Source organism: Duganella zoogloeoides (assembly GCF_034479515.1).
GTDB classification, from domain to species: domain Bacteria; phylum Pseudomonadota; class Gammaproteobacteria; order Burkholderiales; family Burkholderiaceae_D; genus Rugamonas; species Rugamonas zoogloeoides.
On record NZ_CP140152.1, the window covers coordinates 1,165,143 to 1,187,529 of the forward strand.

At 62.9% G+C, this 22,387-nt stretch carries 20 protein-coding genes and 1 pseudogene; 7 read left to right on the forward strand and 14 right to left on the reverse strand.

Features of this window, described 5'->3' with window-relative positions; genetic code table 11:
• Positions 1-12: 12 nt before the first annotated feature.
• The 4 genes from SR858_RS05130 to SR858_RS05145 all read right to left on the reverse strand — a co-directional run bounded on the left by SR858_RS05130 (position 13) and on the right by SR858_RS05145 (position 4,151).
• On the reverse strand, positions 13-2,358 hold the full coding sequence (locus SR858_RS05130; protein WP_019922807.1) for a RelA/SpoT family protein: 2,346 nt from the start codon (positions 2,356-2,358) through the stop codon (positions 13-15).
• Positions 2,359-2,417: 59 nt separating this feature from the next.
• Positions 2,418-2,621 carry a DNA-directed RNA polymerase subunit omega gene (gene rpoZ, locus SR858_RS05135; RefSeq protein ID WP_019922806.1) on the reverse strand — a complete coding sequence of 68 codons (204 nt, stop codon included), beginning with the start codon at positions 2,619-2,621 and terminating at the stop codon, positions 2,418-2,420.
• Positions 2,622-2,641: 20 nt separating this feature from the next.
• Positions 2,642-3,280 carry a guanylate kinase gene (gmk, locus tag SR858_RS05140; RefSeq protein ID WP_019922805.1) on the reverse strand — a complete coding sequence of 213 codons (639 nt, stop codon included), beginning with the start codon at positions 3,278-3,280 and terminating at the stop codon, positions 2,642-2,644.
• 79 nt (positions 3,281-3,359) lie between these two features.
• Positions 3,360-4,151, reverse strand: coding sequence for a DUF72 domain-containing protein (locus SR858_RS05145; protein ID WP_084670026.1), 792 nt, complete (start codon positions 4,149-4,151; stop codon positions 3,360-3,362).
• Positions 4,152-4,275: 124 nt separating this feature from the next.
• Between SR858_RS05145 and SR858_RS05150 the strand changes: the two genes are divergently transcribed.
• A complete protein-coding gene (locus SR858_RS05150) occupies positions 4,276-4,563 on the forward strand; it encodes a putative quinol monooxygenase (RefSeq protein WP_019922803.1) in 288 nt (95 codons plus the stop codon).
• A gap of 6 nt (positions 4,564-4,569) precedes the next feature.
• Here the strand turns inward: SR858_RS05150 and SR858_RS05155 are convergent, their stop codons facing one another.
• Positions 4,570-5,460 (reverse strand): YicC/YloC family endoribonuclease, encoded by an 891-nt coding sequence (locus SR858_RS05155; protein WP_026637450.1) that lies wholly within the window; start codon positions 5,458-5,460, stop codon positions 4,570-4,572.
• A 91-nt stretch (positions 5,461-5,551) separates the two neighbouring features.
• Between SR858_RS05155 and SR858_RS05160 the strand changes: the two are divergent.
• The 4 genes and pseudogenes from SR858_RS05160 to hemW all read left to right on the forward strand — a co-directional run.
• A pseudogene (locus SR858_RS05160) lies at positions 5,552-5,656 on the forward strand (serine/threonine protein kinase); the annotation flags it as partial.
• Between the two features lie 71 nt (positions 5,657-5,727).
• Positions 5,728-6,459, forward strand: coding sequence for a ribonuclease PH (gene rph / locus SR858_RS05165; RefSeq protein WP_019922801.1), 732 nt, complete (start codon positions 5,728-5,730; stop codon positions 6,457-6,459).
• Positions 6,460-6,520: 61 nt separating this feature from the next.
• A complete protein-coding gene (rdgB, locus tag SR858_RS05170) occupies positions 6,521-7,105 on the forward strand; it encodes an RdgB/HAM1 family non-canonical purine NTP pyrophosphatase (protein WP_019922800.1) in 585 nt (194 codons plus the stop codon).
• Positions 7,102-8,391 carry a radical SAM family heme chaperone HemW gene (gene hemW / locus SR858_RS05175; protein ID WP_019922799.1) on the forward strand — a complete coding sequence of 430 codons (1,290 nt, stop codon included), beginning with the start codon at positions 7,102-7,104 and terminating at the stop codon, positions 8,389-8,391. Before rdgB ends, hemW begins: the two co-directional genes overlap by 4 nt.
• Positions 8,392-8,406: 15 nt before the next feature.
• On the opposite strand, the gene SR858_RS05180 is transcribed toward hemW, so the two are convergent.
• The 9 genes from SR858_RS05180 to pgi all read right to left on the reverse strand — a co-directional run bounded on the left by SR858_RS05180 (position 8,407) and on the right by pgi (position 19,543).
• Complete coding sequence (locus tag SR858_RS05180) at positions 8,407-10,158, reverse strand: methyl-accepting chemotaxis protein (RefSeq protein ID WP_019922798.1); 1,752 nt, start codon at positions 10,156-10,158, stop codon at positions 8,407-8,409.
• 114 nt (positions 10,159-10,272) lie between these two features.
• Entirely contained in the window at positions 10,273-11,343 is a 1,071-nt protein-coding gene (locus SR858_RS05185; RefSeq protein WP_026637449.1) for a hypothetical protein, read from the reverse strand.
• Positions 11,344-11,478: 135 nt separating this feature from the next.
• The gene (gene tal / locus SR858_RS05190) at positions 11,479-12,414 is read right to left on the reverse strand and encodes a transaldolase (RefSeq protein WP_019922796.1); all 936 of its coding nucleotides are present in this window, start codon (positions 12,412-12,414) and stop codon (positions 11,479-11,481) included.
• Between the two features lie 89 nt (positions 12,415-12,503).
• Positions 12,504-12,908: a response regulator gene (locus tag SR858_RS05195; protein ID WP_019922795.1), complete on the reverse strand. Its 405-nt coding sequence runs from the start codon at positions 12,906-12,908 to the stop codon at positions 12,504-12,506.
• A 9-nt stretch (positions 12,909-12,917) separates the two neighbouring features.
• Positions 12,918-14,384, reverse strand: a complete 1,467-nt coding sequence (locus tag SR858_RS05200; RefSeq protein WP_019922794.1) for an ATPase domain-containing protein — start codon at positions 14,382-14,384, stop codon at positions 12,918-12,920.
• A gap of 171 nt (positions 14,385-14,555) precedes the next feature.
• Positions 14,556-15,410 (reverse strand): SIS domain-containing protein, encoded by an 855-nt coding sequence (locus tag SR858_RS05205; RefSeq protein ID WP_019922793.1) that lies wholly within the window; start codon positions 15,408-15,410, stop codon positions 14,556-14,558.
• Between the two features lie 13 nt (positions 15,411-15,423).
• On the reverse strand, positions 15,424-16,896 hold the full coding sequence (gene zwf / locus SR858_RS05210) for a glucose-6-phosphate dehydrogenase (protein WP_019922792.1): 1,473 nt from the start codon (positions 16,894-16,896) through the stop codon (positions 15,424-15,426).
• Positions 16,897-16,979: 83 nt separating this feature from the next.
• Positions 16,980-17,879 (reverse strand): SMP-30/gluconolactonase/LRE family protein, encoded by a 900-nt coding sequence (locus SR858_RS05215; protein ID WP_019922791.1) that lies wholly within the window; start codon positions 17,877-17,879, stop codon positions 16,980-16,982.
• 14 nt (positions 17,880-17,893) lie between these two features.
• Positions 17,894-19,543, reverse strand: a complete 1,650-nt coding sequence (gene pgi, locus SR858_RS05220) for a glucose-6-phosphate isomerase (protein WP_019922790.1) — start codon at positions 19,541-19,543, stop codon at positions 17,894-17,896.
• Positions 19,544-19,796: 253 nt separating this feature from the next.
• Here pgi and edd point away from each other — a divergent pair, with 253 nt between their 5' ends.
• Both edd and eda read left to right on the forward strand, forming a co-directional pair.
• Positions 19,797-21,728, forward strand: a complete 1,932-nt coding sequence (edd, locus tag SR858_RS05225) for a phosphogluconate dehydratase (protein ID WP_019922789.1) — start codon at positions 19,797-19,799, stop codon at positions 21,726-21,728.
• A 3-nt stretch (positions 21,729-21,731) separates the two neighbouring features.
• The gene (gene eda / locus SR858_RS05230) at positions 21,732-22,358 is read left to right on the forward strand and encodes a bifunctional 4-hydroxy-2-oxoglutarate aldolase/2-dehydro-3-deoxy-phosphogluconate aldolase (protein ID WP_019922788.1); all 627 of its coding nucleotides are present in this window, start codon (positions 21,732-21,734) and stop codon (positions 22,356-22,358) included.
• Positions 22,359-22,387: the final 29 nt, after the last annotated feature.

Below are 22,387 nucleotides of genomic sequence, written 5' to 3' on the forward strand. Positions count from 1 at the left end.
CGCCGGGGCGGTTCAGCTGCGCTCGCGCAGGATGCGGTTGACGCCGGTCACGCGACGCACATTGCGCAGCAGGCCGGCCAGGTGCACGCGGTCCTTGACCTGGATGGTAAAGCGCAGCTGGTGCAGCACGTTGTCCTTGTCCTCGTCCATGCCGACATAGGTGATGTTGGCGTCGGATTCGCCGATCTCGGCCGCCACGCGCGCCAGGATGCCTTTTTCGTTGTTGATCAACAGCTTGATGCGGCAGTCGAAACGGCGGTTCATCTCGGTGCCCCACTTGACGGCGATCCAGCGGTCCGGCTCCTTGGCCTTCTGGCGCTTGGCGATGGTGCAGTCGGTGGTGTGCACCAGCAAGCCCTGGTCGCGGCGCAGCTGGCCGATGATGGCGTCGCCCGGAATCGGCAGGCAGCACGGCGCCAGTTGCACCGACACGCCTTCGCTGCCGCAAATCGTCACCGGGTCGAGTTCGGTTGCGCTGTTGTGGTCGATCGGCGCGCTGGCCGACTCGCCGCCGCGCAAACCGAAGATATGGCGCGCCACCAGCGCCGCCATGCGCTTGCCGATGCCGATGTCGGCATACAGTTCGTCGAGCGACTTGGCGCTCGATTCGTTGAGCAGGCGCTCGGTCAGGTGTTCTTCGAGCAGCGCCGACATGCCCAGGGACGTGAGCGCCTGCGCCAGCAATTGCTCGCCCAAGGTGATCGATTCGGGCAGGTTGATGGTGCGCAGGTGATGGCGGATCGCCGAACGGGCCTTGCCGGTACGGACGAACGACAGCCAGCTCGGGCTCGGACGTGAATTGCTGTCAGTGACGATCTCGACGATGTCGCCGTTGCGCAGCTCGGTGCGCAGCGAGACCGGTTCGTGGTTGATCATCGCCGACACCGTGTGGTCGCCGATGCCGGTGTGGATCGAGTAAGCAAAATCGATCGGCGTGGCGCCGCGCGGCAGCGCGATGATCTTCGACTTGGGCGTAAACACGTACACCGAATCGGGGAACAGGTCGACCTTGACGTGCTCGAGGAACTCGGCCGAGTCGCCGGTCTGCTGCTGGATGTCGAGCAGCGACTGCAGCCACGCATGGGTGCGCTGCTGCATGTCCGACAGGTTGGAATCGGCATTCTTGTACAACCAGTGCGCAGCCACGCCGGACTCGGCGGTGCGATGCATTTCCTGGGTGCGGATCTGGAACTCGACCGGCGTGCCGTACGGGCCGATCAGCGTGGTGTGCAGCGACTGGTAGCCGTTGAGCTTGCGGATCGCAATATAGTCCTTGAACTTGCCCGGCATCGGCTTGTACAGCGAGTGCAGGGTGCCCAGCGCGACGTAGCAGTTGGGGAAGGTATCGACCACCACGCGGAAACCGTACACGTCGAGCACCTGCGAGAACGACAGGTGCTTGTTGCGCATTTTTTTGTAGATGCCGAACAGGGTTTTTTCGCGGCCATACACTTCCGCCTCGATGCCAGCCATGCCCAAGGTGTTCTTCACCGATTCGAGGATCTTGGTGACCACCTCGCGGCGGTTGCCGCGCGCCGCCTTGACGGCCTTGGCCAGCGTGCGGTAGCGCAGCGGGTACAGGTGCGAGAACGACAGGTCCTGCAGTTCGCGGTAGATATTGTTCAGGCCCAGGCGGTGCGCGATGGGCACATACACTTCCATCGTTTCGCGCGAGATGCGGGCCTTCTTGTTGGGCGCCATGACTTCCATGGTGCGCATATTGTGCAGGCGGTCGGCCAGCTTGATCAGGATGACGCGCACATCGGACGCCATCGCCAGCAGCATCTTGCGGAAGTTTTCCGCCTGCGCTTCGATCTGGCTCTGGAATTCGATTTTATCGAGCTTGGACAAGCCATCGACCAGGTTGGCGACCGGCGCGCCGAAGCGTTCGATCAGCTCGTCCTTCTTGACGTCCTGGTCTTCCATCACATCGTGCAGCAGCGCGGCCATGATGGCCTGCGCGTCGAGCTTCCAGTCGGCGCAAATCTCGGCCACCGCGATCGGATGCGAGATGTACGGTTCGCCCGATTTCCGGACCTGGCCCAGGTGCATTTCGTCCGAGAAGCGATAGGCTTCCTTGACCTTTTTCAGGTCGGCGGCCGTCATGTAGTCGGACAGTTTTTCGGTCAGGTGCGTGACCGAGGCAACGCCGGCGGTCAGGGTAGGCGTGGCCAGGGGCGACGAGGAAATCACGGGGGGAGCTGGTGGTGGCAAGGATGCTGCGATGGTGGAGGCGGTGCTATCGCCTGCATGTGCACCCGAAAGGGTGCCCGACGTGGCACCAGCCGGCGTGGCAGCCGGCTGCTTGGCCCGGGAGGGCGTGGCGTTCAGTGTCGGGTCGGCAGGGATCAGGTTCATACGTGTGCGTTCCGTCGTGTTGAGGTTGCATTCTCCACCTTCGGGAACGCGGGTCCACCTTACATGGGGACCTTTTTCAACATTTCGATACCGACTTTGCCGGCGGCGATTTCACGCAGGGCGACAACGGTAGGCTTGTCCTTGGCTTCCACTTTCGGGGTGTGGCCTTGCAGCAGTTGGCGCGCGCGGTAGGTGGCGGCCAGGGTCAGCTGGAAACGGTTAGGGATGTTCTTGAGACAATCTTCAATAGTAATGCGTGCCATGATATAGCTCCTAAAATCTTTTATTCAGCGTGGATACCCAATTGGGCAAATAGCGAGGCGTTGCGTGCCGCTTGTTGCGCAAACCGGCAACGGGCCGCTCTGACAATCGCGGTAAGCTCGGACAACGCGATTGCGAATTCTTCGTTGATGATAGCATACTCGAACTCGGGAGCGTGGGCGATTTCACCCCCTGCGGCAAGCAGCCGGCGGGTGATCACATGCGGCTCGTCGGTGGCGCGTTTTTTCAGTCTGTCTTCGAGCGCGGCGATCGATGGCGGCAGGATGAAAATGCCGGTCGCCTGCGGGAATTGCTTGCGCACCTGGCGCGCACCTTGCCAGTCGATTTCCAGCAAAATATCGGTGCCTTTTTTCATCTCCTGCTCGACCATGATGCGCGACGTGCCGTAGTAATTGCCGTGCACTTCGGCCCATTCCAGGAACTCGCCGGCCTCGGCGCGCGCGACGAAATCTTCGGCGGTGGTGAAATAGTACTGCTCGCCGTGGGTTTCACCGGGACGCGGCTGGCGCGTGGTGGTGGAAATCGACAGCTTGATCGCCGGCTCCTGCGCCAGCAGGGCATTGACCAGCGTGGACTTGCCGGCGCCGGACGGCGCGGCCACCACAAATAAACTGCCGGCGAAAGCGTGGGTTAAGCTCATGTTTATCTCTCAAACGTAAAAGGCGCCGAAGAGGACGCCCAAAGGCGTATTTTACCAAGAGCCATGAGCGCGCTCCAATTTACAAAAGGCCGATCAGGTATTGGGCCGCTGCCGGCGCCCGTTCCTTGGCGCCGTTGATGAAATAGATGAACACGTCGCGCGTCTTTTTGCTGTCTTTCGCCGCCCCCACGTGCGGTAGCGTGACGGGAACGGCGCCTTGCTGCCATTGGCTTGCCACGTCGGCCCATTTTTTTAATGCAGGCTTGGTGTAGCCCGTGATGCGTGCGCTTTGGGCGTTGAGCAGCCGTGCGTAAACAAAGTCGCCGGTGAGGTCGGCGTACGATGGAAAATCGGGTGCATCGGCAAACACGGTGGCGACCTTGTACTTGCGCGCCAGCTTCAGGTAGTCGTCGCACATGAAACTGTCGTGGCGCGTGTCGAGCACATGGCGCAGCTTGCGCGTGCCGAGTTTTGCCGGCAGCAATTTGAAAAACGCTTCGAGGTCGTCGGGATCGAACTGCTTGGTGGGGGCGAGCTGCCACAGCAGCGGGCCGAGCTTGTCGCCCAGTTCGGCCAGGCCGCTGTGGACGAAGCGCTCGACCGATTCGCCGGCCTCGGCCAGCACACGGCGGTTGCTGGCATAGCGGCTGGCCTTGACGGAGAAGACGAAGTCGTCCGGCGTTTGCGCGTGCCACGACGCAAAATGTTCGGGCTTGGCGGTGCGGTAATAAGTGCCGTTGATTTCGATGGTGGTGACCCGGCGGCTCGCATATGCAAGCGCCTTTTTTTGCGGCACGTCCGGCGGATAAAACGTCTCGCGCCATGGCGCGTAATCCCATCCACCGATGCCCACCCGAATTGACGTCGCCATGCTCCGCTCCCGATTTGAGCTGCCGTAGTTGAGTTCAAATGATAGCGGGATTTTTAAAGCCGGGCTCTTTTCCTTTTGCAAACGAACCCAATATTAACGGGAAATTTTACTTACCGGGAAAATTATGAAAGACCTCATCGTCGTCGCCACCCTGACCGCCAGGCCGGGCCACGAAGCCACCCTCAAAGCGGCGCTGGAAAAAATCGTCCCGCCCAGCCGCGCCGAAGCCGGCTGCTCGCGCTACGAGCTGCACGCAGATATCGAGCACGCGGGACGGTTTGTGATGATCGAGACGTGGCGCGATCAGCAGGCCCTGACCGAGCATGAAGCGACGCCGCACTTCCAGGCGCTGTTGCAGGAAGTGGGCGGCAAGGTGGACGTGCAGGTATTGAAACTGGACAAGCTGCTGTAAGGCGTCTTACTCGAGGTTTTGCACCTGCTCGCGCATCTGCTCGATCAGCAGCTTCAATTCCATCGACGCGTCGGCCAGTTCCTTGACCGATGCCTTGGCGCCCAGGGTGTTGGCTTCGCGGTTCAGCTCCTGCATCATGAAGTCCAGGCGCTTGCCGACCTGGCCGCCTTTTTTCAGGATGTGGCGGGTTTCGCCCAGGTGCGCCGACAGCCGGCCCAGTTCTTCGGCGACGTCGATGCGGATGCCGTACAAGATCACTTCCTGGCGGATGCGCTCCAATGCATCCTGGCGCGACAGCGACGAATTCGAGCCCTGGCAGGCCAGCCCCAGCGCGTCCTGCATGCGCTCGACCGCTTTTTGCTGGAATGCCGCCACCACTTGCGGAATCAACGGGGTGATGCGCTTGACGATCGCTTCCATCGCCTCGATGCGCGAAATCAGCATCGCTTCGAGCGCCGCGCCTTCGCGCTGGCGGCTCAGCACGAACGCCTGCACGGTGCGCACGGTCAGCGCGGCGACGTCCGCCTGCAGCGACTCCTGGCCGATTTGCGCTTCTTCGATCACGCCGGGCCAGCGAAGCAGCTCGGCCACCGACATCGCCTGGGCGCCGGGGAAATGCGCGCCCACTTCGGCCTGCAAGCGTTGCAGCTCGGTGAGCAGGGGCATGTTCAGCGCCTGGGCGCCGGTGGTGGCGGCCTTGCGGCCAAAGCTCAGGCGCAGCTCCACCTTGCCACGTGTGATGGCAGCCATGATTGCCGAGCGCAGATCGGGTTCAAGCGCGCGTAAATCGTCATTAATTCGAAACTGAAGGTCGAGAAACCGGGAGTTAACACTCTTGATCTCGATGGTCAGTGTTCCTGCCGCACTCTCACTGGTGGCGACCGCGTAGCCCGTCATGCTGGAAATGCTCAATGGATATCCCCGATTAATCTTTTACAAAACAGTGATTTATCCACACATCCGGTTGTCAGGGTAATAAGTCTGGTGGCTGCGCTCCACACTGCCATTGCCGGATGGTCTGGAAATTGCTGGATATTGCATTGTAAAGAAAATTGCGGCTGGTGGGTTCAGTATTGTTTACCTGAAGTACGAGGCCCTGGCGCGGTTGTGCAAGTGCAGCTTGTGGTCTATGCTGCCGGACCATCAAACTGCCAGGATTACACCATGACTTCAGACTTTCGCCCGAGCGGCCGCGCCGTCGATGCACTGCGCACCCTGCGCCTGACCCGCGATTACACCAAGCACGCCGAAGGTTCGGTGCTGATCGAATGCGGCGACACCAAGGTCATCTGTACCGCAAGTATCGAAGACAAGGTGCCGGGTTTCCTGAAAGGCAAGGGCCAAGGCTGGATGACGGCCGAATACGGCATGCTGCCGCGTTCCACCCACACCCGCATGGACCGCGAAGCGGCGCGCGGCAAGCAGTCGGGCCGCACCCAGGAAATCCAGCGCCTGATCGGCCGTTCGCTGCGCGCCGCGTTCGACCTCAACGCCTTCGGCGAACGCACGCTGCACCTCGATTGCGACGTGATCCAGGCCGACGGCGGTACCCGCACCGCGTCGATCACCGGCGCCATGGTGGCGGCGTACGACGCGTTTTCCAAGCTGGTTGCGCGCGGCGCGGTGCCGGCCATCCCGCTGAAAAACTTTGTTGCCGCCATTTCGGTGGGCGTGTACCAGGGCACGCCGGTGCTGGACCTCGACTATATCGAGGATTCCAACTGCGACACCGACATGAACGTGGTCATGAACGACGCCGGCCATTTCATCGAAGTGCAGGGCACGGCCGAAGGCGCGGCGTTCGACCGCGCCGGCATGAACCGCCTGCTGGACCTGGCCCAGGGCGGCATCGCCGACCTGATCGTTCTGCAAAAGCAGGCGCTCGGCCTGGCCTGAGGTTCCAACCCGGCAAACGGTTTACAATGGCGGCTTCCCAGATTTTGAAGCCGCCATCGCCATGACCCAACGCCTGATCCTCGCCTCCAACAACGCCGGCAAACTCAAGGAATTCAACCAGTTGCTCGCCACCGTGGGGTACTCGGTCCACGCCCAGGGCGAGTACGACGTGCCGGAAGCGGACGAGCCGTTCCACACCTTCGTGGAAAACGCCCTGCAAAAAGCCCGCCACGCCGCCCGCATCACGGGCCTGCCGGCGCTGGCCGACGACTCGGGCGTGTGCATCAACGCCTTTGGCGGCGCACCCGGCGTGTATTCGGCGCGCTTTGCCGGCGAACCGAAGTCCGACGCCCGCAACAACGAAAAAATGGTGGCCGACCTGGCCCAGCACACCGACCGCTCGGCCTATTACTATTGCGTGCTGGTGTTCGTGCGCCATGCCGACGACCCGCAGCCGATCATTGCCGACGGCCGCTGGAATGGTGAAATGCTCGACGCCCCGCGCGGCAGCGGCGGATTCGGCTACGACCCGTATTTCTACATCCCGTCACTGGGCAAATGCGCCGCCGAGCTGACGTCCGACGAAAAGAACGCCCTGTCGCACCGCGGCCAGGCCCTGCGCGCGCTGGTTGAGAAGCTGAAATGATACCGATCAAGATCGTCGGCGCTACCAGTAAGGTCACCAGTACACCCAGTACAGCTACCGGTACAGTTGCCGGGGGCGCCGACCTCGGTGACGCTGCCGGCGTCGCCCTCAAGTACCTGAAAAGCGGTGCGCTCAACCTGACCGCGTTGCCGCCGCTGTCGCTGTACATCCACTTCCCGTGGTGCGTGCGCAAGTGCCCGTATTGCGATTTCAACTCGCACGAAGCAAAGGAGGGCGGCGCCTTCCCCGAGCAGGAATACCTGGACGCGCTGCGCCTGGACCTGGAAATGGCGCTGCCGCTGATCTGGGGCAGGAAGATCTATACCATCTTTATTGGCGGTGGCACACCGAGCCTGATGTCGGCCGCTGGTCTCGACCGGCTGCTGTCGGACGTGCGCACCCTGCTGCCGTTCGATGCCGATACCGAGATCACCATGGAAGCCAACCCGGGCACGTTCGAGGCGGAGAAATTCCGTTCGTACCGCGCCAGCGGCGTCAACCGCCTGTCGATCGGCATCCAGAGTTTCAATGACCGCCACCTGAAGGCGCTAGGCCGTATCCACGACGACGGCGAAGCCAGGCGCGCGGTGGAAATCGCGCTCGATAACTTCGACAACTTCAACCTCGACCTGATGTACGCGCTGCCGTCGCAGACGCTGGCCGAGGCGCGCCACGATATCGAGACCGCGCTGGCGTTCAAGCCGCCGCACCTGTCGCTCTACCATTTGACGATGGAGCCGAACACGCTGTTCGCCAAGTACCCGCCTGCGCTGCCCGACGACGACGCCAGCGCCGACATGCAGGACATGATCGCCGAACTGACGGCCGCCAACGGCTACCAGCACTACGAAGTGTCGGCATACGCGAAAGAGGGCAAGCGCGCGCGCCACAACCTCAATTACTGGGAGTTCGGCGACTACCTCGGTATCGGCGCCGGCGCGCACTCCAAGCTGTCGTTCCCACACCGGGTGCTGCGCCAGGCCAGGTACAAGCAGCCGCGCGCGTACATGGACCAGGCAAAACTCGGTGCGCCCGTACAGGAAGAGCACGAGATCGCGCGCGAGGACATGGGCTTCGAGTTCATGCTCAACACCCTGCGCCTGCGCGGCGGCTTCGACCCCAACCTGTTTGCCGAGCGCACCGGCATGAGCATGAATGCGATTGAGAAGACGCTGAACGCAGCCGAAGCCAAGGGCCTGATCTACCGCGACTACAAGGTGATACGGCCTACCGAGCTGGGGCAGCGGTTCCTCAATGATTTGCAGGAGATGTTTTTAGGGGCGTGAGCACGCGGGAGCGTTCTAGAATTCTTCCCAGTCCTTGTCGCCACCGACTGTCGCCGGCTTGCGCGGCACCGAGGTCAGCGCCGGTTTGGCGGCCAGCCGCGATGCCGGCTTCAGTGCTGGCGCTGGACGGCGCGCCGCCACCGGTTTCACCGCCGCCAGCTTGCGCGCAGCAGAAGCAGCCGACACCGGCGCTGCCACAGGCAAAGCCACAGCGCCCGCCTCCAGCCGGAACGACGACGCCACTTCCGCCAGCCGCTCGGCCTGCTCCTGCATGCTGGCCGCCGCTGCCGCCGCTTCTTCCACCAGCGCCGCGTTCTGCTGCGTCACCTGGTCCATCTGCGTGATCGCTGTATTGACCTGGTCGATGCCGATGCTTTGCTCGCTGCTGGCCGAGGTGATTTCACCCATGATGTCGGTCACGCGGCGCACGCTGGCCACCACGTCGTCCATGGTGGCACCGGCTTCTTTTACCAGCTTCGAGCCGATATCGACCTGGTCCACCGAATTGCCAATCAGCTCCTTGATCTCCTTGGCCGCACCGGCCGAGCGCTGCGCCAGGTTGCGCACTTCGGACGCCACGACCGCAAAACCACGTCCCTGTTCGCCGGCGCGCGCCGCTTCCACTGCGGCGTTCAGCGCCAGGATGTTGGTCTGGAAGGCGATGCCGTCGATGACGGAAATGATGTCGTAGATCTTGCGCGACGAATCGTTGATGGTGCCCATGGTGTCGACCACCTGGCCGACGATGGCGCCGCCTTTTTCCGCCACCTCCGACGCGGTCTTGGCCAGCTGGTTGGCCTGGCGCGCGTTGTCGGCATTCTGGCGCACGGTGGAGGTCAGTTCTTCCATCGACGACGCGGTTTCTTCGAGCGAGCTGGCTTGCTCCTCGGTGCGTTGCGACAGGTCCATATTGCCGGCGGCGATTTCATGCGAGGCGCTGGCGATCGTCCGGGTGCCGGTCTGCACTTGGCTGACCACGTTGACCAGCGAATCGTTCATGCCCTTCAGCGCCGTCATCAGCGCGCCGATTTCGGAGCGCTGGACGTGGGTGTCGAAGCGGGTGGTGAGGTCGCCGTCGGCCACCTTGGCGGCAATGTCGACGGCCGACTTCAAAGGCGCCGTGATCGAGCGTGAAATGATCCAGGCCGCCAGCGAGCCGATGGTCACCATCAGCACCGTGAGTACGAGCAGCAACTGGTTGGCGCGGTCGTTGGCGGCATCGATGGCGTGGGCGGTATCGTCGATGGCCTTGCGCTGGTGCGCCAGCAAGCCTTCGACTGCCACCGAGTAGGCCTTGGCCGCCGGCGTGAATTCGCCGTTGAAGATTTTTTCGGCGGCGGCGTCGTCACCGGCCTTGCGGGCATTGCCCACGGCGGTTTTCAGGTTCTGGTAATTGGTGCGCAGGGCCACGATCTTGTCGAACATGACGCGCTCCTCGTCGCTGGCGACCAGTTCCTTGACCTTGCCCATCAACTCGGCGCCGCGCTTGCTGCTGGCGGCAATCACGTCGGCAAAGACCGTAGGCAGTGAGGCATCTTTGCTGCGCGCAATCAGCTCGGTACGGGCGATGGCCGAGTACATCAGCACATACCAGTCGGACACCAGGCGCTCCTTGGCCAGCGGTTTTTCCATCATCTCGCGGGTGGCGGTGGCCTGGCTGCGGGCATTCATCAGCCCCACCGTGGTGGCGACCAGGGCCAGGAGTAACACGATGCCGAAGGCAGCGGCCAGGCGGGTGCCGATGCGCGTGTGCGAAAGAAAATTCATGGTGGGGTCTCCGTTTTTATGATGCCGGCTAGCACGCTTCAAGTATGCGCCCGGGACCGCAAGAGGTCATCAGAATCGACGGAGTTGTTGCTTTTTGGCATCAATATGAATGATCTAAAAAGACAACGTTGCTTTCAGGTCTGGCTTGTCGCACCAGTGTGCGAACGCTTCGGCCATCCGCTCGCTCTCGCCGATGGCGTGCAGCCAGTGGCGGCTGCGGGTGTCGTGGTGCTGGCCGTAGGCGGTGAAATCCTTGCGGTCGGGCAGTTTGCCGTTGGGCAGGCTGGCAACGAATGCGGCCGAAGGCGACACCAGGATCATATTGTCCATGGCGGCGTCGTTGGCGCGCCGCCACGGCATGGACTTGTCGAGCCAGCCCGGCACGATGTGGTCGCTGAAATGCGGGTACAGCACCAGGTCAGGGTCGCGCTGGTAGGGCAGGTGCAGGTGGTAGTCGATCAGGCCGCCGTCCCAGTGCGGGCCCGGTGGCGCACCGGCGATGTCGGTCACCGCCTCGAGCACCAGCGGGATCGAGCCCGACGCCTGCATGGCGTCGCGCAGGTTGTCGGTGCACAGGTCCACGAAATGGGCGGCAAAGGCGTCGAACGGCTGGCGCAGCCATTGGGCATCGTCTTGCGCGGGGTGAAATACCACGCGTTCCATCGACGCCGCCAGCCGGCTGCGGGCGACCGCGTTGCCAGCGGCCGCCAGCAGAAAACCGGCCATCTCGCGCCAGCGCACGCCATTGCTGCGCCCGAGCGCACCGGTGCCGCGCACGGTGAGAATGTTGACGTGGTGATGCGGGTGAGCGATCACTTCGGCGCCGCGCCCGTCGAGCAATTCGTCGAGCAGGTTGCGAATGTTCTCGCTGATATACGCAGCCGTCACCTTGGCCGGATAGCGCTGGTGCGCATACAGGTGCGCCAGGCGCCGGTGCGCGGCCACCGGATCGGCAAACGCCGAAGCGGCCATGCGCCAGGCCCCGATCGAGGCCCCGACCAGCGTGCGCGGCCGTGGCGCATCCTTGAGAAAACTGCCGAACAGCCACAGGTCGAGGCCATTGAGGATCAGCCCCTTGGGCCCGCCGGCGGCCGCCGGCACGATCGCCACATCACCGGCCCGTAAGCCGTCAGCAGCAATCCGCGCCCGCGCCCGCCGCCCCAACCGTATCGTTATTGCAGACATAAATACCCACCGCCAACTTCGGGGTCAGTGCCGACATTTGGACACGAACTGATCACTAGGTGGACCATCGCCAGACGAAAAAGTTCAAAAATGTCCGAATGTCGGCACTGACCCCGAAGTGTTGACCCCAAAGTGTTAGCGCATGCCGGAGATGATTTGCTTGAGCTTGCCGGTATCGGCGCAGAAGGCGCGGATGCCTTCGGACAGCTTTTCAGTGGCCATCTGGTCTTCGTTGAGCTGGAAGCGGAATTTCTTTTCATCCAGGCTGATCTTGACGACGCCGGCCGACGGCGCGTTTTCCGGGCTCAGTTTGCGCTCGATCTTGCCGTCGGTGTCGGCCAGCTTTTGCAGCAGGTCGGGGCTGATGGTGAGCAGATCGCAGCCGGCCAGTTCCAGGATCTGGCCGGTGTTGCGGAAGCTCGCGCCCATCACTTCGGTGCGGTAACCAAACTTGCGATAGTAGTTGTAGATGCGCTTGACCGATTGCACGCCCGGGTCTTCGGACGGGGTGTACTCGATGCCGGTCGATTTCTTGTACCAGTCGTAGATGCGGCCTACGAACGGCGAAATCAGTTGCGCACCCGCTTCGGCGCAGGCAATCGCCTGGCCCAGCGAGAACAACAAGGTCATATTGCAGTGGATGCCTTCTTTTTCCAGCACCTGGGCGGCGCGGATGCCTTCCCAGGTCGCGGCCATCTTGATCAGCACGCGCTCGCGTTCGATGCCGGCCGCTTCGTACAGCTTGATCAGTTCGCGGCCCTTGGCAATCGAACCTTCAGAGTCGAACGACAGGCCGGCGTCGATCTCGGTGGAAACGCGGCCCGGGATCACGCGCAGGATCTGCTTGCCGAACGCCACCAGCAGGTGGTCGATCGTGTCCGACGTCGAGCGGTCGAGGTTGTCGCGCACGGCTTTTTCCAGCAGCGGCTTGTACTCGTCCTTTTGCACGGCCTTCAGGATCAGCGAGGGATTGGTGGTAGCGTCGCGCGGCGTGTAGGCCTGGATCGACTGGAAATCACCGGTGTCGGCGACCACGGTGGTGAATTGCTTGAGTTGTTCGAGTTGGTTCATGGCGCTGCCCGAGTGAGTGATTGCCTTATTGTACTCAAGCGTGGCCTAAGCGGAAAGATAACACCGTACAACAGCCTGTTATTTGTGAACTAGCTCCGGATGGGGGCGGCGATCAATCGAGCGATCTCGGCCACCAGCGCCTCAAACGGCACCGGCTTGCGGAAGAAGGTGTCGTACGGCAGCACTTCGTCGCGCCGCAGCAGGCCGGCGCTGCACAGGATGAAAGGTACTTGGCGCAGGTCGGGATCGCTGCGCCACAGCAGGCACAGCTGGGCGCCATCCATCACCGGCATCATGTAGTCGGAAATGACGATATCGGGCCGCTCCAGCGCGGCCATCGCCAGCGCCTCCTCGCCATTGCCGGCCGTGCGCACGCGGTAGCCGCGGTACTCGAACAGCATGGCATAGGCCGACAGGACGTCGAATTCGTCGTCCACTACCAGGATCAGCTTGCCGTCCGGGTGTGCGTCGGGATGTGCGGGGAAGTCGCTCATGTCATCTCTTCATAGCGTCGGCGTGAGGTGGACCGGGCCAGAGACAGCTTCTTCGATGCTCATGCCCTGGTCGGAAATGAGCAGGATGTGGTTGGCAGCGTCGTAACCGTTTTCGCGCAGCTTGAGTACGCCGATCTGGCGGCGGTTGATGCCGTTCACATCCACGTAGCGCATCAGGATGATGTTCTCGAACAGCATCGACGCAGCAATTTCGCCATCGCCCGGGGCCTGGCCGAAATACGCCAGTTCCTGGGTAAAGAACGTGGTGACGTTGCGGCAGCGCAGCTCGTTGACCAGCGCCGCCAGGAACGAGCGCGAGCGCCCGGGGTGCATGACGATTTCGCGCAGGCCGTCGATGCCATCGACCAGCAGGCGCGATACCTGGCGCGCTTCCACGTTGCGCAGCACGCTGTGGGCCAGGCTGTCGACCAGGATTTCCAGCGGCGGATTCCAGATGACCTGCAGGGCGCCGCTGTCGTAATAGGTGCGGAAGTCGAGGCCCACGCTGCTCGCCTTTTCCAGCAGTGCCTCGGGCGACTCGTAAAAGCCGACGACCAGGCACGGCTCGCCGCGCTTGAGTCCATCGTAAATGAAATGCATGCCCATCAGGGTCTTGCCCACACCCGGGTTGCCCAGCAGCGCGGTGGTCGAACCCTTGGCGACGCCCCCGTGGGTGAGGCGGTCCCAGCCTTCGATGCCAAAGCCGAGCCGCTGGCGCGACACCACCGGGGTGGAGCCGGTCACCGTGCTCACCGCTTCGAGGCGCGGATAGATGGCAATGCCATCGGTGCCCACCTCGAACACGTGACGCCCCAGCAGGTGCTTGCTGCCGCGCAGCTTGAACACCTTGATTTCGCGGATCAGGTTGAGGCCATGCTCGAACTGGCTCAGTTCGATCAAGCCATCGACCAGGGTGTTTTCCGAGTCGGCCACATTGCCTTCGGTGGGCGAGAGCAAAAAGGTGGTGCAGCGCATGGTGGACACCAGCGAGTTCAGCGACAGCATGAATTCGGACAGCGCCACGTCGGACGGCTTGGCGTCGCGCACGGTGCGAAAGCCGTCGATGATCATGATGTCCGGTTGCTGCTCGGCTAGCGTGGTGGCGATCGACTTGAGCAACTGGCGCAAGCCGCCCTTGAGCAGGTCGGGGTAGGCGCCGATGAAGACGATGCGGTCGCCCACCAGTTGCTCGTCGAAGAACGAAAAGCTGCTCAGGTGATTGAGCATCTTGCCGTGGGTTTCGGCAATCAGCGTGAGGATCAGGACTTTCTTGCCCTGGTGCGCGTGGTGGTAGCCGATCTGGCACGCCAGCGTGGTCTTGCCGCTGCCAGCCAGTCCCTGCAGCAGGTACAGGCTGTGCGAGGGAAAGCCGCCACCCAAAATCTGGTCGAGCCCCGGCACGCCGGTTTGCAATAGCGGAATGCGGGCCGATAAGGCGTTATCGGAGGAAGAATTGGCGGCAGAAAAGGTAGTCATGTCCACTCTCACGGGCACTACATGCCACAGGTGAAATTCACCAAGTGCAATATTGCACTTGGAAAATTATTCACACTGTAGCATAAGGGAAGTATAGGAGTACTGTGGCGGCAGCCATGTGCGACAACACACCGACGCACAGGACCGGTGCAAATTTGTCAAATTATGACATCAACCGATGAAGGAGTCGAATTGCAAGTCGAACTCTTGCAAGGCTTTCTGGGCATTTTGCATTTTTTTGCGGAAATCGGGACCCCGTTGCAAGGCCAGTCCGACAGCGAGCACATCGATCACCACCAGGTAGGCCAGCCGGGCCGAGATGGGCGTATAGGGATCGATGTTGAAGATCAGGTCGATGGGAATCAGCACCGTGGCCAGGTCGGCCAGCGGCGTGCCCGATGGCGCCAGCGCGATGACGTCGGCGCCGCCGCGGCGCGCCAGCTTGACCGAGCGCACCAGCGACGGGCTGTTGCCGCGCTGCGAAATGGCCACCACGGCGTCGCCGGTGCGCAGCAGGGCAGCGGCAATGCTGTGGATATGCGGGTCGGCGTAGGCCACCGTGGGCACGCCCGAGCGGAAGAACTTGTGCTGGGCGTCGGCGGCAACGATGCCGGACGTGCCCTGGCCGTAGAACTCGATCTTGTTGGCTTTCGACAAGATGTCGAGCGCCTTCTGGATGGCGTCGGGGTCGAGATTGTTGCGCAGGTCGAGCAGGGTGTTGATCGAGCGGCTGCAAATCTTGTTGACCAGGTCGGCCGCCAGGTCGTCCTGGGTGGGCTGTTCGTTCAGGCCGGGCAGGGCCAGCGCCAGGCCCTGCGCCAGTTTCAGCTTGAACTCGTGCCAGCCGTCGTAACCGAGCGTGCGGCAAAACCGCACCACGGTCGGTTCCGACACTTGCGCGCTCTTGGCCAGCGCCGTGATGTTCTGGCTGACGGTCTGGCCGGGATGGTCGAGCACGGCCAGCGCGACTTTGCGCTCCGACTTGGAGAGCGAGTCGAGCTGGGTGCGGATCGAGTCGAGCAGCATGGCGTTATGGGTCCTAGTCTTCCGGCAGCGCTTCTTCGCGCCACTGCAAGCCTTCGCGGCTGATCAGGGCCGACGAGGCGGCCGGGCCCCAGGTACCGGCCGAGTACGGCACCGGATAGCTGTCGTCCGATTCCCAGTGGTCGAGGATCGGCTCGACCCATTCCCACGCCGCTTCCAGCTCGTCACCGCGCATGAACAGGGTCAACTGGCCGCGCAGCACGTCGAGCAGCAGGCGCTCGTACGCTTCCATGCGTGGCGACTTGAACTGTTCGCGGAAGTCCAATTCCAGCTCGGCCTGCTTCAAGCGCATGCCGTCGCCTGGGGTCTTGGCCATCAGGTTCATGCGCAGGCCTTCGTCCGGTTGCAGACGGATCACCAGCGAGTTGGGCTGGAAGCTGTTGGTGGGCTGGGCGAAGATCGAGTGCGGAATCTGCTTGAAGCGCACGACGATCTCGGCCAGGCTGTCGGCCATGCGCTTGCCGGTCCGCAGGTAGAACGGCACGCCGGCCCAGCGCCAGGTGTCGATCTCGGCCTTCATGGCCACGAAGGTTTCGGTGCGCGAGTGTTCCGGCGCGTCCGGTTCGTCGCGGTAGCTGGGCACGGCCTTGCCATCGACGTGACCGGCGCGGTACTGGCCGCGCACGATGTTTTGCGCCAGCGTGCTCGGGGTGAATTTTTTAAGCGAGCGCAGCACTTGCAACTTGGCGTCGCGCACGGCGTCCGGTGCGATCGAGGTGGGCGGTTCCATGGCCACGATGCACAGCAGTTGCAGCAAATGGTTTTGCAGCATGTCGCGCAGCGCGCCCGACGTGTCGTAGTAGCCCATGCGGTTGCCCACGCCCAGTTTCTCGGCGATGGTGATCTGGACGTCGGAAATCCACTCGCGGCGCCACAGCGGCTCGAACAGGATGTTGCCAAAGCGCAGGGCCAGCAGATTCTGTACCGTCTCCTTGCCCAGGTAGTGGTCGATCCGGTAAATCTGCGATTCCTCGAAGACCTTGCCCACTTCGGCATTGATCTGCTTGGCCGAGGCCAGGTCGCGGCCCAGCGGTTTTTCCAGCACCACGCGCGAATTGGCGGTGACCAGGCCGTTTTCCTTGAGGCTCTCGCAAATGCGGGCGAAGATGGCTGGCGGCGTGGCCAGGTAGTACACGCGGGTAATCGCGCTATCCTGGCGCAGCGCTTCGACCAGCGGCGCATAGGTGGTGGCGTCGGTGGCGTTGAGCGACACGTACACGATGCGGGCCGTGAAGCGCGCCCACGCGGCCGGCGCCACGGCCGGCGACTTGATCAGCGGCTTCGAGGTGGTTTCGACCGTGTGCAGGAACTCTTCCTGGCTGGCGTCCGCGCGGCCTACGCAAATGATGCGGGCAGTAGGAGGCAGGTCGTTGGCCACGTCGCGCGCGTACATCGCGGGCAGCAATTTGCGCATCGACAGGTCGCCGCTGCCGCCGAACAGAACCAGGTCAAAATCGGTAAGTGCCATAGTGAGATCTGAGGTAAAAGAGCTTGATGGTGGATGTGTAAATTTACTACGTCGAAATGCGAAAAGCAAGAAACTTTACTACATTACTGCCGGTATGCCGGTTCTGCCCGGCCGGCTACATCCACTTGCAGGGCCAGCAGTTTGCCACTGAACGGGTATTGTGCCAGTTCTTCGGCCGGTCGTGCGCCGGCGCTGGTGACATACAGCGTGCGCAGGTTCGGGCCGCCGAAGGCCACCATGGTCGGGCAGCGCACCGGCAAGGCGATTTCAGCCAACACCTCGCCTTGTGGTGAGAGCTTGACGATGCGCGCACCTTCGAACAGCGCGCTCCAGTAATTGCCTTCGCTATCGACCGCGCCGCCATCGGGCCGGCCACCGTAGTTGTTGGTCTTGTCGGCTGAGAACTGCCGGAATACCTGCTCGTTGCCGGCCGCACCGGTCGCCACGTCGTAGTCGAAACGGCGCAGCAGGTGGGCACTGGTGTCGGCGTGGTACATGGTTTTCTGGTCGGGGCTGAAGGCCAGGCCGTTGGAATTGGTCATGCCGCCGGCCCAGGCGCGGCGCAGTTGTCCATGCTCCAGCACGTACATCTCGGCAGCGGGTTTGTCGCGCGGCTCGTAGATGGTGCCGATCCAGTAGCGGCCGGCGCCATCGACCTTGCCGTCGTTGAAGCGGGTGATTGCCGTGTCGTACGGCGCGGGGGCAATCAGCGTGGTGCGTACAGCGTCGCTGGCGGTATCGAGGTGCAGCACGCCGTTGCGGGTGGCAACGATCAGGCCGCCCTGTTCGGCAATCGCCAGGCTGGCCGGTTCGCTCTCGAGCAGCCATGCGTGGTGGGCGCCGCTGGCAGGATCGAGCCGGTGCACGGTGCGCGCCGGGATATCGACCCAGTACAGCACCTGCTCGTCGGCGTGCCACAGCGGCGACTCGCCGGTTTGCATGACGGCGTCGCAGGCGACCTGGATGATCGGGGTGGTTTCCATGTGTGTATCCTTGCTTACAGGTGCTGTGCCGCCTTGGCCATGATGATCAGGCCATTGGTCGAGCTGTCGTGGCGTTCCGGCTTGATCTCGCCTTGCAGCTCGGCCTGGATATTCTTGGCCAGGACCTTGCCCAGCTCCACGCCCCACTGGTCGAAACTGTTGACATCCCAGATCACGCCCTGCACGAAGGTTTTATGTTCGTACAGCGCAATCAGCGCACCCAGGGTGAGCGGCGTGAGCTGATCCATCAGGATGGTGTTCGACGGCCGGTTGCCGGGGAAGGTTTTATGCGGCACCAGTTCTTCGATTGCGGTCGCGGAGAGGTTCTGCGCGGTCAGGTCGGCGCGCACTTCGTCGCCGGTCTTGCCGGTCATGAAGGCTTCGGACTGGGCGAAGCAGTTGGCCAGCAGGGCGTCGTGGTGGCCCGGCAGGTCGTGCGTGGCGCGCAGCGCGGCGATGAAGTCGATCGGCGTGATGTCGGTACCCTGGTGCAGCAACTGGAAGTAGGCGTGCTGGGCGTTGGTGCCGCATTCGCCCCATACGACCGGGCAGGTGGCGGTATCGACCGCCGCGCCGCCACGGGTGACGCGCTTGCCGTTGCTTTCCATGTCCAGCTGCTGCAGGTAGGCGGGGAAGCGGTTCAGGTCCTGGTGGTACGGCGCGATCGACAGCGAGCCGGCGTCGAGGAACTCGCGGTTCCAGAAACCGACCAGGGCCAGCAGCACCGGCATATTCTGTTCCAGCGGCGCTTCGCGGAAATGCTCGTCGATGGCGTGCGCGCCGGCGAGGAAGTCGCTGAAATAGCCGAAGCCGACGGCCAGCGCCACCGACAGGCCGATCGCCGACCACACGGAGTAGCGGCCGCCCACCCAGTCCCAGAACGGGAACATATTGGCCGGGTCGATGCCGAACGCCTGCACCGACTCGAGGTTGGTGGAGACGGCCACGAAGTGGCGCGCCAGGTCGGCCTCGGTGGCGCTTTGCAGGAACCAGGTGCGCGCGGTGTTCGCGTTGAGCATGGTTTCAGCAGTGGTGAAGGTTTTCGACGCAACGATGAACAGCGTGGTTTCCGGGTTGACCAGGGCCAGCGCGGCGTCCATGTCATGGCCATCGACGTTGGAGACGAAATGCATCTTCAGGCGTGGATGAGCGAACGAGCGCAGCGCCAGCACGGCCATTTTAGGACCCAGGTCGGAGCCGCCGATACCGATGTTGACGATGTCGGTGATCGGCTTGCCGCTGTAGCCGAGCCAGGCGCCGCTGCGCACCTTGTCGGTGAAGTCGCGCACCTGGTCCAGTACGGCGTGCACATCGGGCACCACGTCGCGGCCATCGACCACCAGGCTTTTGCCGCGCGGCAAACGCAGGGCCGTATGCAGTACGGCACGATGTTCGGTAAGATTGATCTTGTCACCACGCAGCATGGCATCGCGCTGCGTCTCCACGCCGCGTTCACGCGCCAGGTCCACCAGCAGGGCGATGGTGTCGGCGTCCAGGCGGTTCTTCGAGTAGTCGAGGAACAGGCCGGCGGCATCGACCGTCAACTGCGGGAAGCGCTGGTCATTGTCGGCAAACAGCTGGCGCATCTGCCACTGGCGGGCGTCAACGGCGTGGGCTGCGAGGGCTTGGTAGCTGGCGGTCGAGGTAAGGGCAGGTTGGCGCATAGTGTTGGGCGTCGGATGGAAGTAAGAATAAGATGGTTGAATAATACAGGAAAAAGCGGTAAATTCACTACGGTTCTGTTGAAATTATGGAATTTTATCGGGTGTGAAGGTCGGTTTTTCTGCGCAATAATCAGCTAGCCAAGTAAGACAATACAGCTCGCCACGCTAGACGGGATCACGGATTCCTCACGAAAAATCGCTGGCTGCGCCATTTTGTAGTAAAATTTCATAAGTTAATCGATAAGGAATCAACATGGCCTTGCATCCCGTACTGGAATCCGTCACCGCGCGCATCATCTCGCGTAGCAAACCTTCGCGTGGCGCTTATCTTGAGCATCTCGAAGCGGCGCGCGTGAAGGGCGTGCAGCGCGGCACCCTGGCATGTACCAACCTGGCGCACGGCTTTGCGGCGTTTCCCGCCAACGACAAGCTCTCGCTCAAGGAACTGAAAAAGCCGTCGGTGGCGATCGTTTCCGCCTATAACGACATGCTGTCCGCGCACCAGCCGTTCGAAGGCTTCCCGGCGCTGATCAAGGACGCCGTGCGCGAAGTGGGCGCGGTGGCGCAATTTGCCGGCGGCACGCCCGCCATGTGTGATGGCGTCACGCAAGGACAGCCCGGCATGGAATTGTCGCTGTTCTCGCGTGACGCGATCGCCATGTCCACCGCTATCGCGCTGTCGCACAATATGTTCGACGCGGCCGTGTATCTGGGCGTGTGCGACAAGATCGTGCCGGGCCTGTTGATCGGCGCGCTGCACTTCGGTCACCTGCCGGCCGTGTTCGTTCCGGCCGGCCCGATGACCACCGGCCTGTCCAATTCCGAGAAAGCCAAGATCCGCCAGCTGTATGCCCAGGGCAAGGTCGGCCGCGCCGAACTGCTCGAAGGCGAGTCGCAGTCGTACCACGGCGCCGGCACTTGCACCTTCTACGGCACCGCCAACAGCAACCAGATGCTGATGGAAGTGATGGGCCTGCACCTGCCGGGCGCCGCCTTCATTACCCCCAATACCCCGCTGCGCGCCGAGCTGACCAAGGCCGCCGCCCGCCGCGTCGCCGTGATCAGTGCGCAATCGGACGAATACCTGCCGGTCGGCCACGTGGTCGATGAAAAATCGATCGTCAACGCGATTGTCGCGCTGCTCACCACCGGTGGATCCACCAACCACACGCTGCACCTGGTGGCCATTGCCAAAGCGGCCGGCATCGTGATCGACTGGGACGATTTCGACGAGCTGTCGAAAGTGGTGCCGCTGCTCACCCGCATTTACCCGAACGGCAATGCCGACGTCAATCACTTCCACGCCGCTGGCGGCACCGGTTTCGTGATCCGTGAATTGCTCGACGGCGGCCTGCTGCACGACGATGTCACCACGATTTTGGGCAAAGGCTTGCGCGCCCACACCACCGAACCATTCCTCGGCGAAGGTGAGGTTGGACGCGAAGGCGTGGTGTGGAAAGCGGCGCCGGAACAATCGGGCGACGAAGCGGTGCTGCGCAAGATCACCGCGCCGTTCTCGCCGGATGGCGGCACCGTGCTGGTCAAGGGCAACCTGGGCCGCGCGGTGATGAAAGTGTCGGCTGTGAAGCCCGAGCACCAGACCGTGGAAGCGCCTGCATTGGTATTCAACTCGCAGGAAGATTTCATGGATGCCTACAAGGCCGGCCAGCTCGACCGCGATTTTGTCGCCGTGCTGCGCTTCCAGGGGCCGCGCGCCAACGGCATGCCGGAACTGCACGCGTTGACGCCGGCGCTGGCCAACCTGCAGGATGCCGGCCGCCACGTCGCGCTGGTGACCGACGGCCGCATGTCGGGTGCGTCGGGCAAGGTGCCGGCGGCAATCCACGTGTCGCCGGAAATCCTGGCCGGCGGACCGCTGGGCCGCGTGCGCGATGGCGACATCATCCGCGTGTGCGCCCGCACCGGCACGCTCGAAGCGAAAGTGGAAGCGAGCGTCTGGAATGCGCGTGAACAAGCCACGGCCGACCTGACCCCGAACGGCGTGGGCATGGGCCGCGAGCTGTTTGCCATGTTCCGCCACAGCGTTTCCGAGGCGGAAAAAGGCGCCACCACCTTCCCGCTGCCGTCGCCGATCCCGACCGTCGTCGGCCTGCATGACAAAGATCCGGTCGGTAACACCGTGCCGGGTTCCGATGAAGATTTCTCGATGAAGAAAGAAGCGTAAATCATGACCATGACTCTGCTCGACATTATGCGTACTTCCGCCGTAATCCCCGTGATCGCGATCGACGAACCCGAACACGCGGTACCGCTGGCCAAGGCGCTGGTCGCCGGCGGCATCCGGGTGCTGGAAGTGACCCTGCGTACCAAGCACGGCCTGGGCGCCATCCGCGCCATGTCCGAGGTGGAAGGCGCCATCGTTGGCGTGGGTACCCTGACCGCGCCGGAAGAATTCGCTGCTGCGCGCGATGCCGGCGCCGTCTTTGGCGTGTCGCCGGGCCTGACCGCCGCCCTGATCCAGGCAGCAAAATCGAGCGGCCTGCCGCTGCTGCCGGGCGTGATGACGCCGTCCGAAGTGATGGCTGCGCGCGAACACGGCTTCAAGCAACTGAAACTGTTCCCGGCCGTGCCGGCCGGTGGCGTGGGCATGCTGAACGCCATTTACGGCCCGCTGTCGGACGTGACGTTCTGCCCGACCGGCGGCATCTCGCAAGAGACGGCCGGCCAGTTCCTCAAGCTGAAAAACGTCGCCTGCGTGGGCGGCTCGTGGCTGACGCCGAAAGACGCGATTGCCGCCGGCGACTGGGAACGCATCACCGACCTGGCCAAGGCGGCCAGCGGCTTGCGCATCTAGGCTGGTTCGACTTGCTGACGAAAACGACG

What these genes read in the sequence shown, in the direction of transcription:
- SR858_RS05130 (WP_019922807.1), bottom strand. Translation starts at nt 2,358, where the DNA reads ATGAACCTGATCCCTGCCGACCCGACACTGAACGCCACGCCCTCCCGG.
- rpoZ (WP_019922806.1), bottom strand. Translation starts at nt 2,621, where the DNA reads ATGGCACGCATTACTATTGAAGATTGTCTCAAGAACATCCCTAACCGT.
- gmk (WP_019922805.1), bottom strand. Translation starts at nt 3,280, where the DNA reads ATGAGCTTAACCCACGCTTTCGCCGGCAGTTTATTTGTGGTGGCCGCG.
- SR858_RS05145 (WP_084670026.1), bottom strand. Translation starts at nt 4,151, where the DNA reads ATGGCGACGTCAATTCGGGTGGGCATCGGTGGATGGGATTACGCGCCA.
- SR858_RS05150 (WP_019922803.1), top strand. Translation starts at nt 4,276, where the DNA reads ATGAAAGACCTCATCGTCGTCGCCACCCTGACCGCCAGGCCGGGCCAC.
- SR858_RS05155 (WP_026637450.1), bottom strand. Translation starts at nt 5,460, where the DNA reads ATGACGGGCTACGCGGTCGCCACCAGTGAGAGTGCGGCAGGAACACTG.
- rph (WP_019922801.1), top strand. Translation starts at nt 5,728, where the DNA reads ATGACTTCAGACTTTCGCCCGAGCGGCCGCGCCGTCGATGCACTGCGC.
- rdgB (WP_019922800.1), top strand. Translation starts at nt 6,521, where the DNA reads ATGACCCAACGCCTGATCCTCGCCTCCAACAACGCCGGCAAACTCAAG.
- hemW (WP_019922799.1), top strand. Translation starts at nt 7,102, where the DNA reads ATGATACCGATCAAGATCGTCGGCGCTACCAGTAAGGTCACCAGTACA.
- SR858_RS05180 (WP_019922798.1), bottom strand. Translation starts at nt 10,158, where the DNA reads ATGAATTTTCTTTCGCACACGCGCATCGGCACCCGCCTGGCCGCTGCC.
- SR858_RS05185 (WP_026637449.1), bottom strand. Translation starts at nt 11,343, where the DNA reads ATGTCTGCAATAACGATACGGTTGGGGCGGCGGGCGCGGGCGCGGATT.
- tal (WP_019922796.1), bottom strand. Translation starts at nt 12,414, where the DNA reads ATGAACCAACTCGAACAACTCAAGCAATTCACCACCGTGGTCGCCGAC.
- SR858_RS05195 (WP_019922795.1), bottom strand. Translation starts at nt 12,908, where the DNA reads ATGAGCGACTTCCCCGCACATCCCGACGCACACCCGGACGGCAAGCTG.
- SR858_RS05200 (WP_019922794.1), bottom strand. Translation starts at nt 14,384, where the DNA reads ATGACTACCTTTTCTGCCGCCAATTCTTCCTCCGATAACGCCTTATCG.
- SR858_RS05205 (WP_019922793.1), bottom strand. Translation starts at nt 15,410, where the DNA reads ATGCTGCTCGACTCGATCCGCACCCAGCTCGACTCGCTCTCCAAGTCG.
- zwf (WP_019922792.1), bottom strand. Translation starts at nt 16,896, where the DNA reads ATGGCACTTACCGATTTTGACCTGGTTCTGTTCGGCGGCAGCGGCGAC.
- SR858_RS05215 (WP_019922791.1), bottom strand. Translation starts at nt 17,879, where the DNA reads ATGGAAACCACCCCGATCATCCAGGTCGCCTGCGACGCCGTCATGCAA.
- pgi (WP_019922790.1), bottom strand. Translation starts at nt 19,543, where the DNA reads ATGCGCCAACCTGCCCTTACCTCGACCGCCAGCTACCAAGCCCTCGCA.
- edd (WP_019922789.1), top strand. Translation starts at nt 19,797, where the DNA reads ATGGCCTTGCATCCCGTACTGGAATCCGTCACCGCGCGCATCATCTCG.
- eda (WP_019922788.1), top strand. Translation starts at nt 21,732, where the DNA reads ATGACCATGACTCTGCTCGACATTATGCGTACTTCCGCCGTAATCCCC.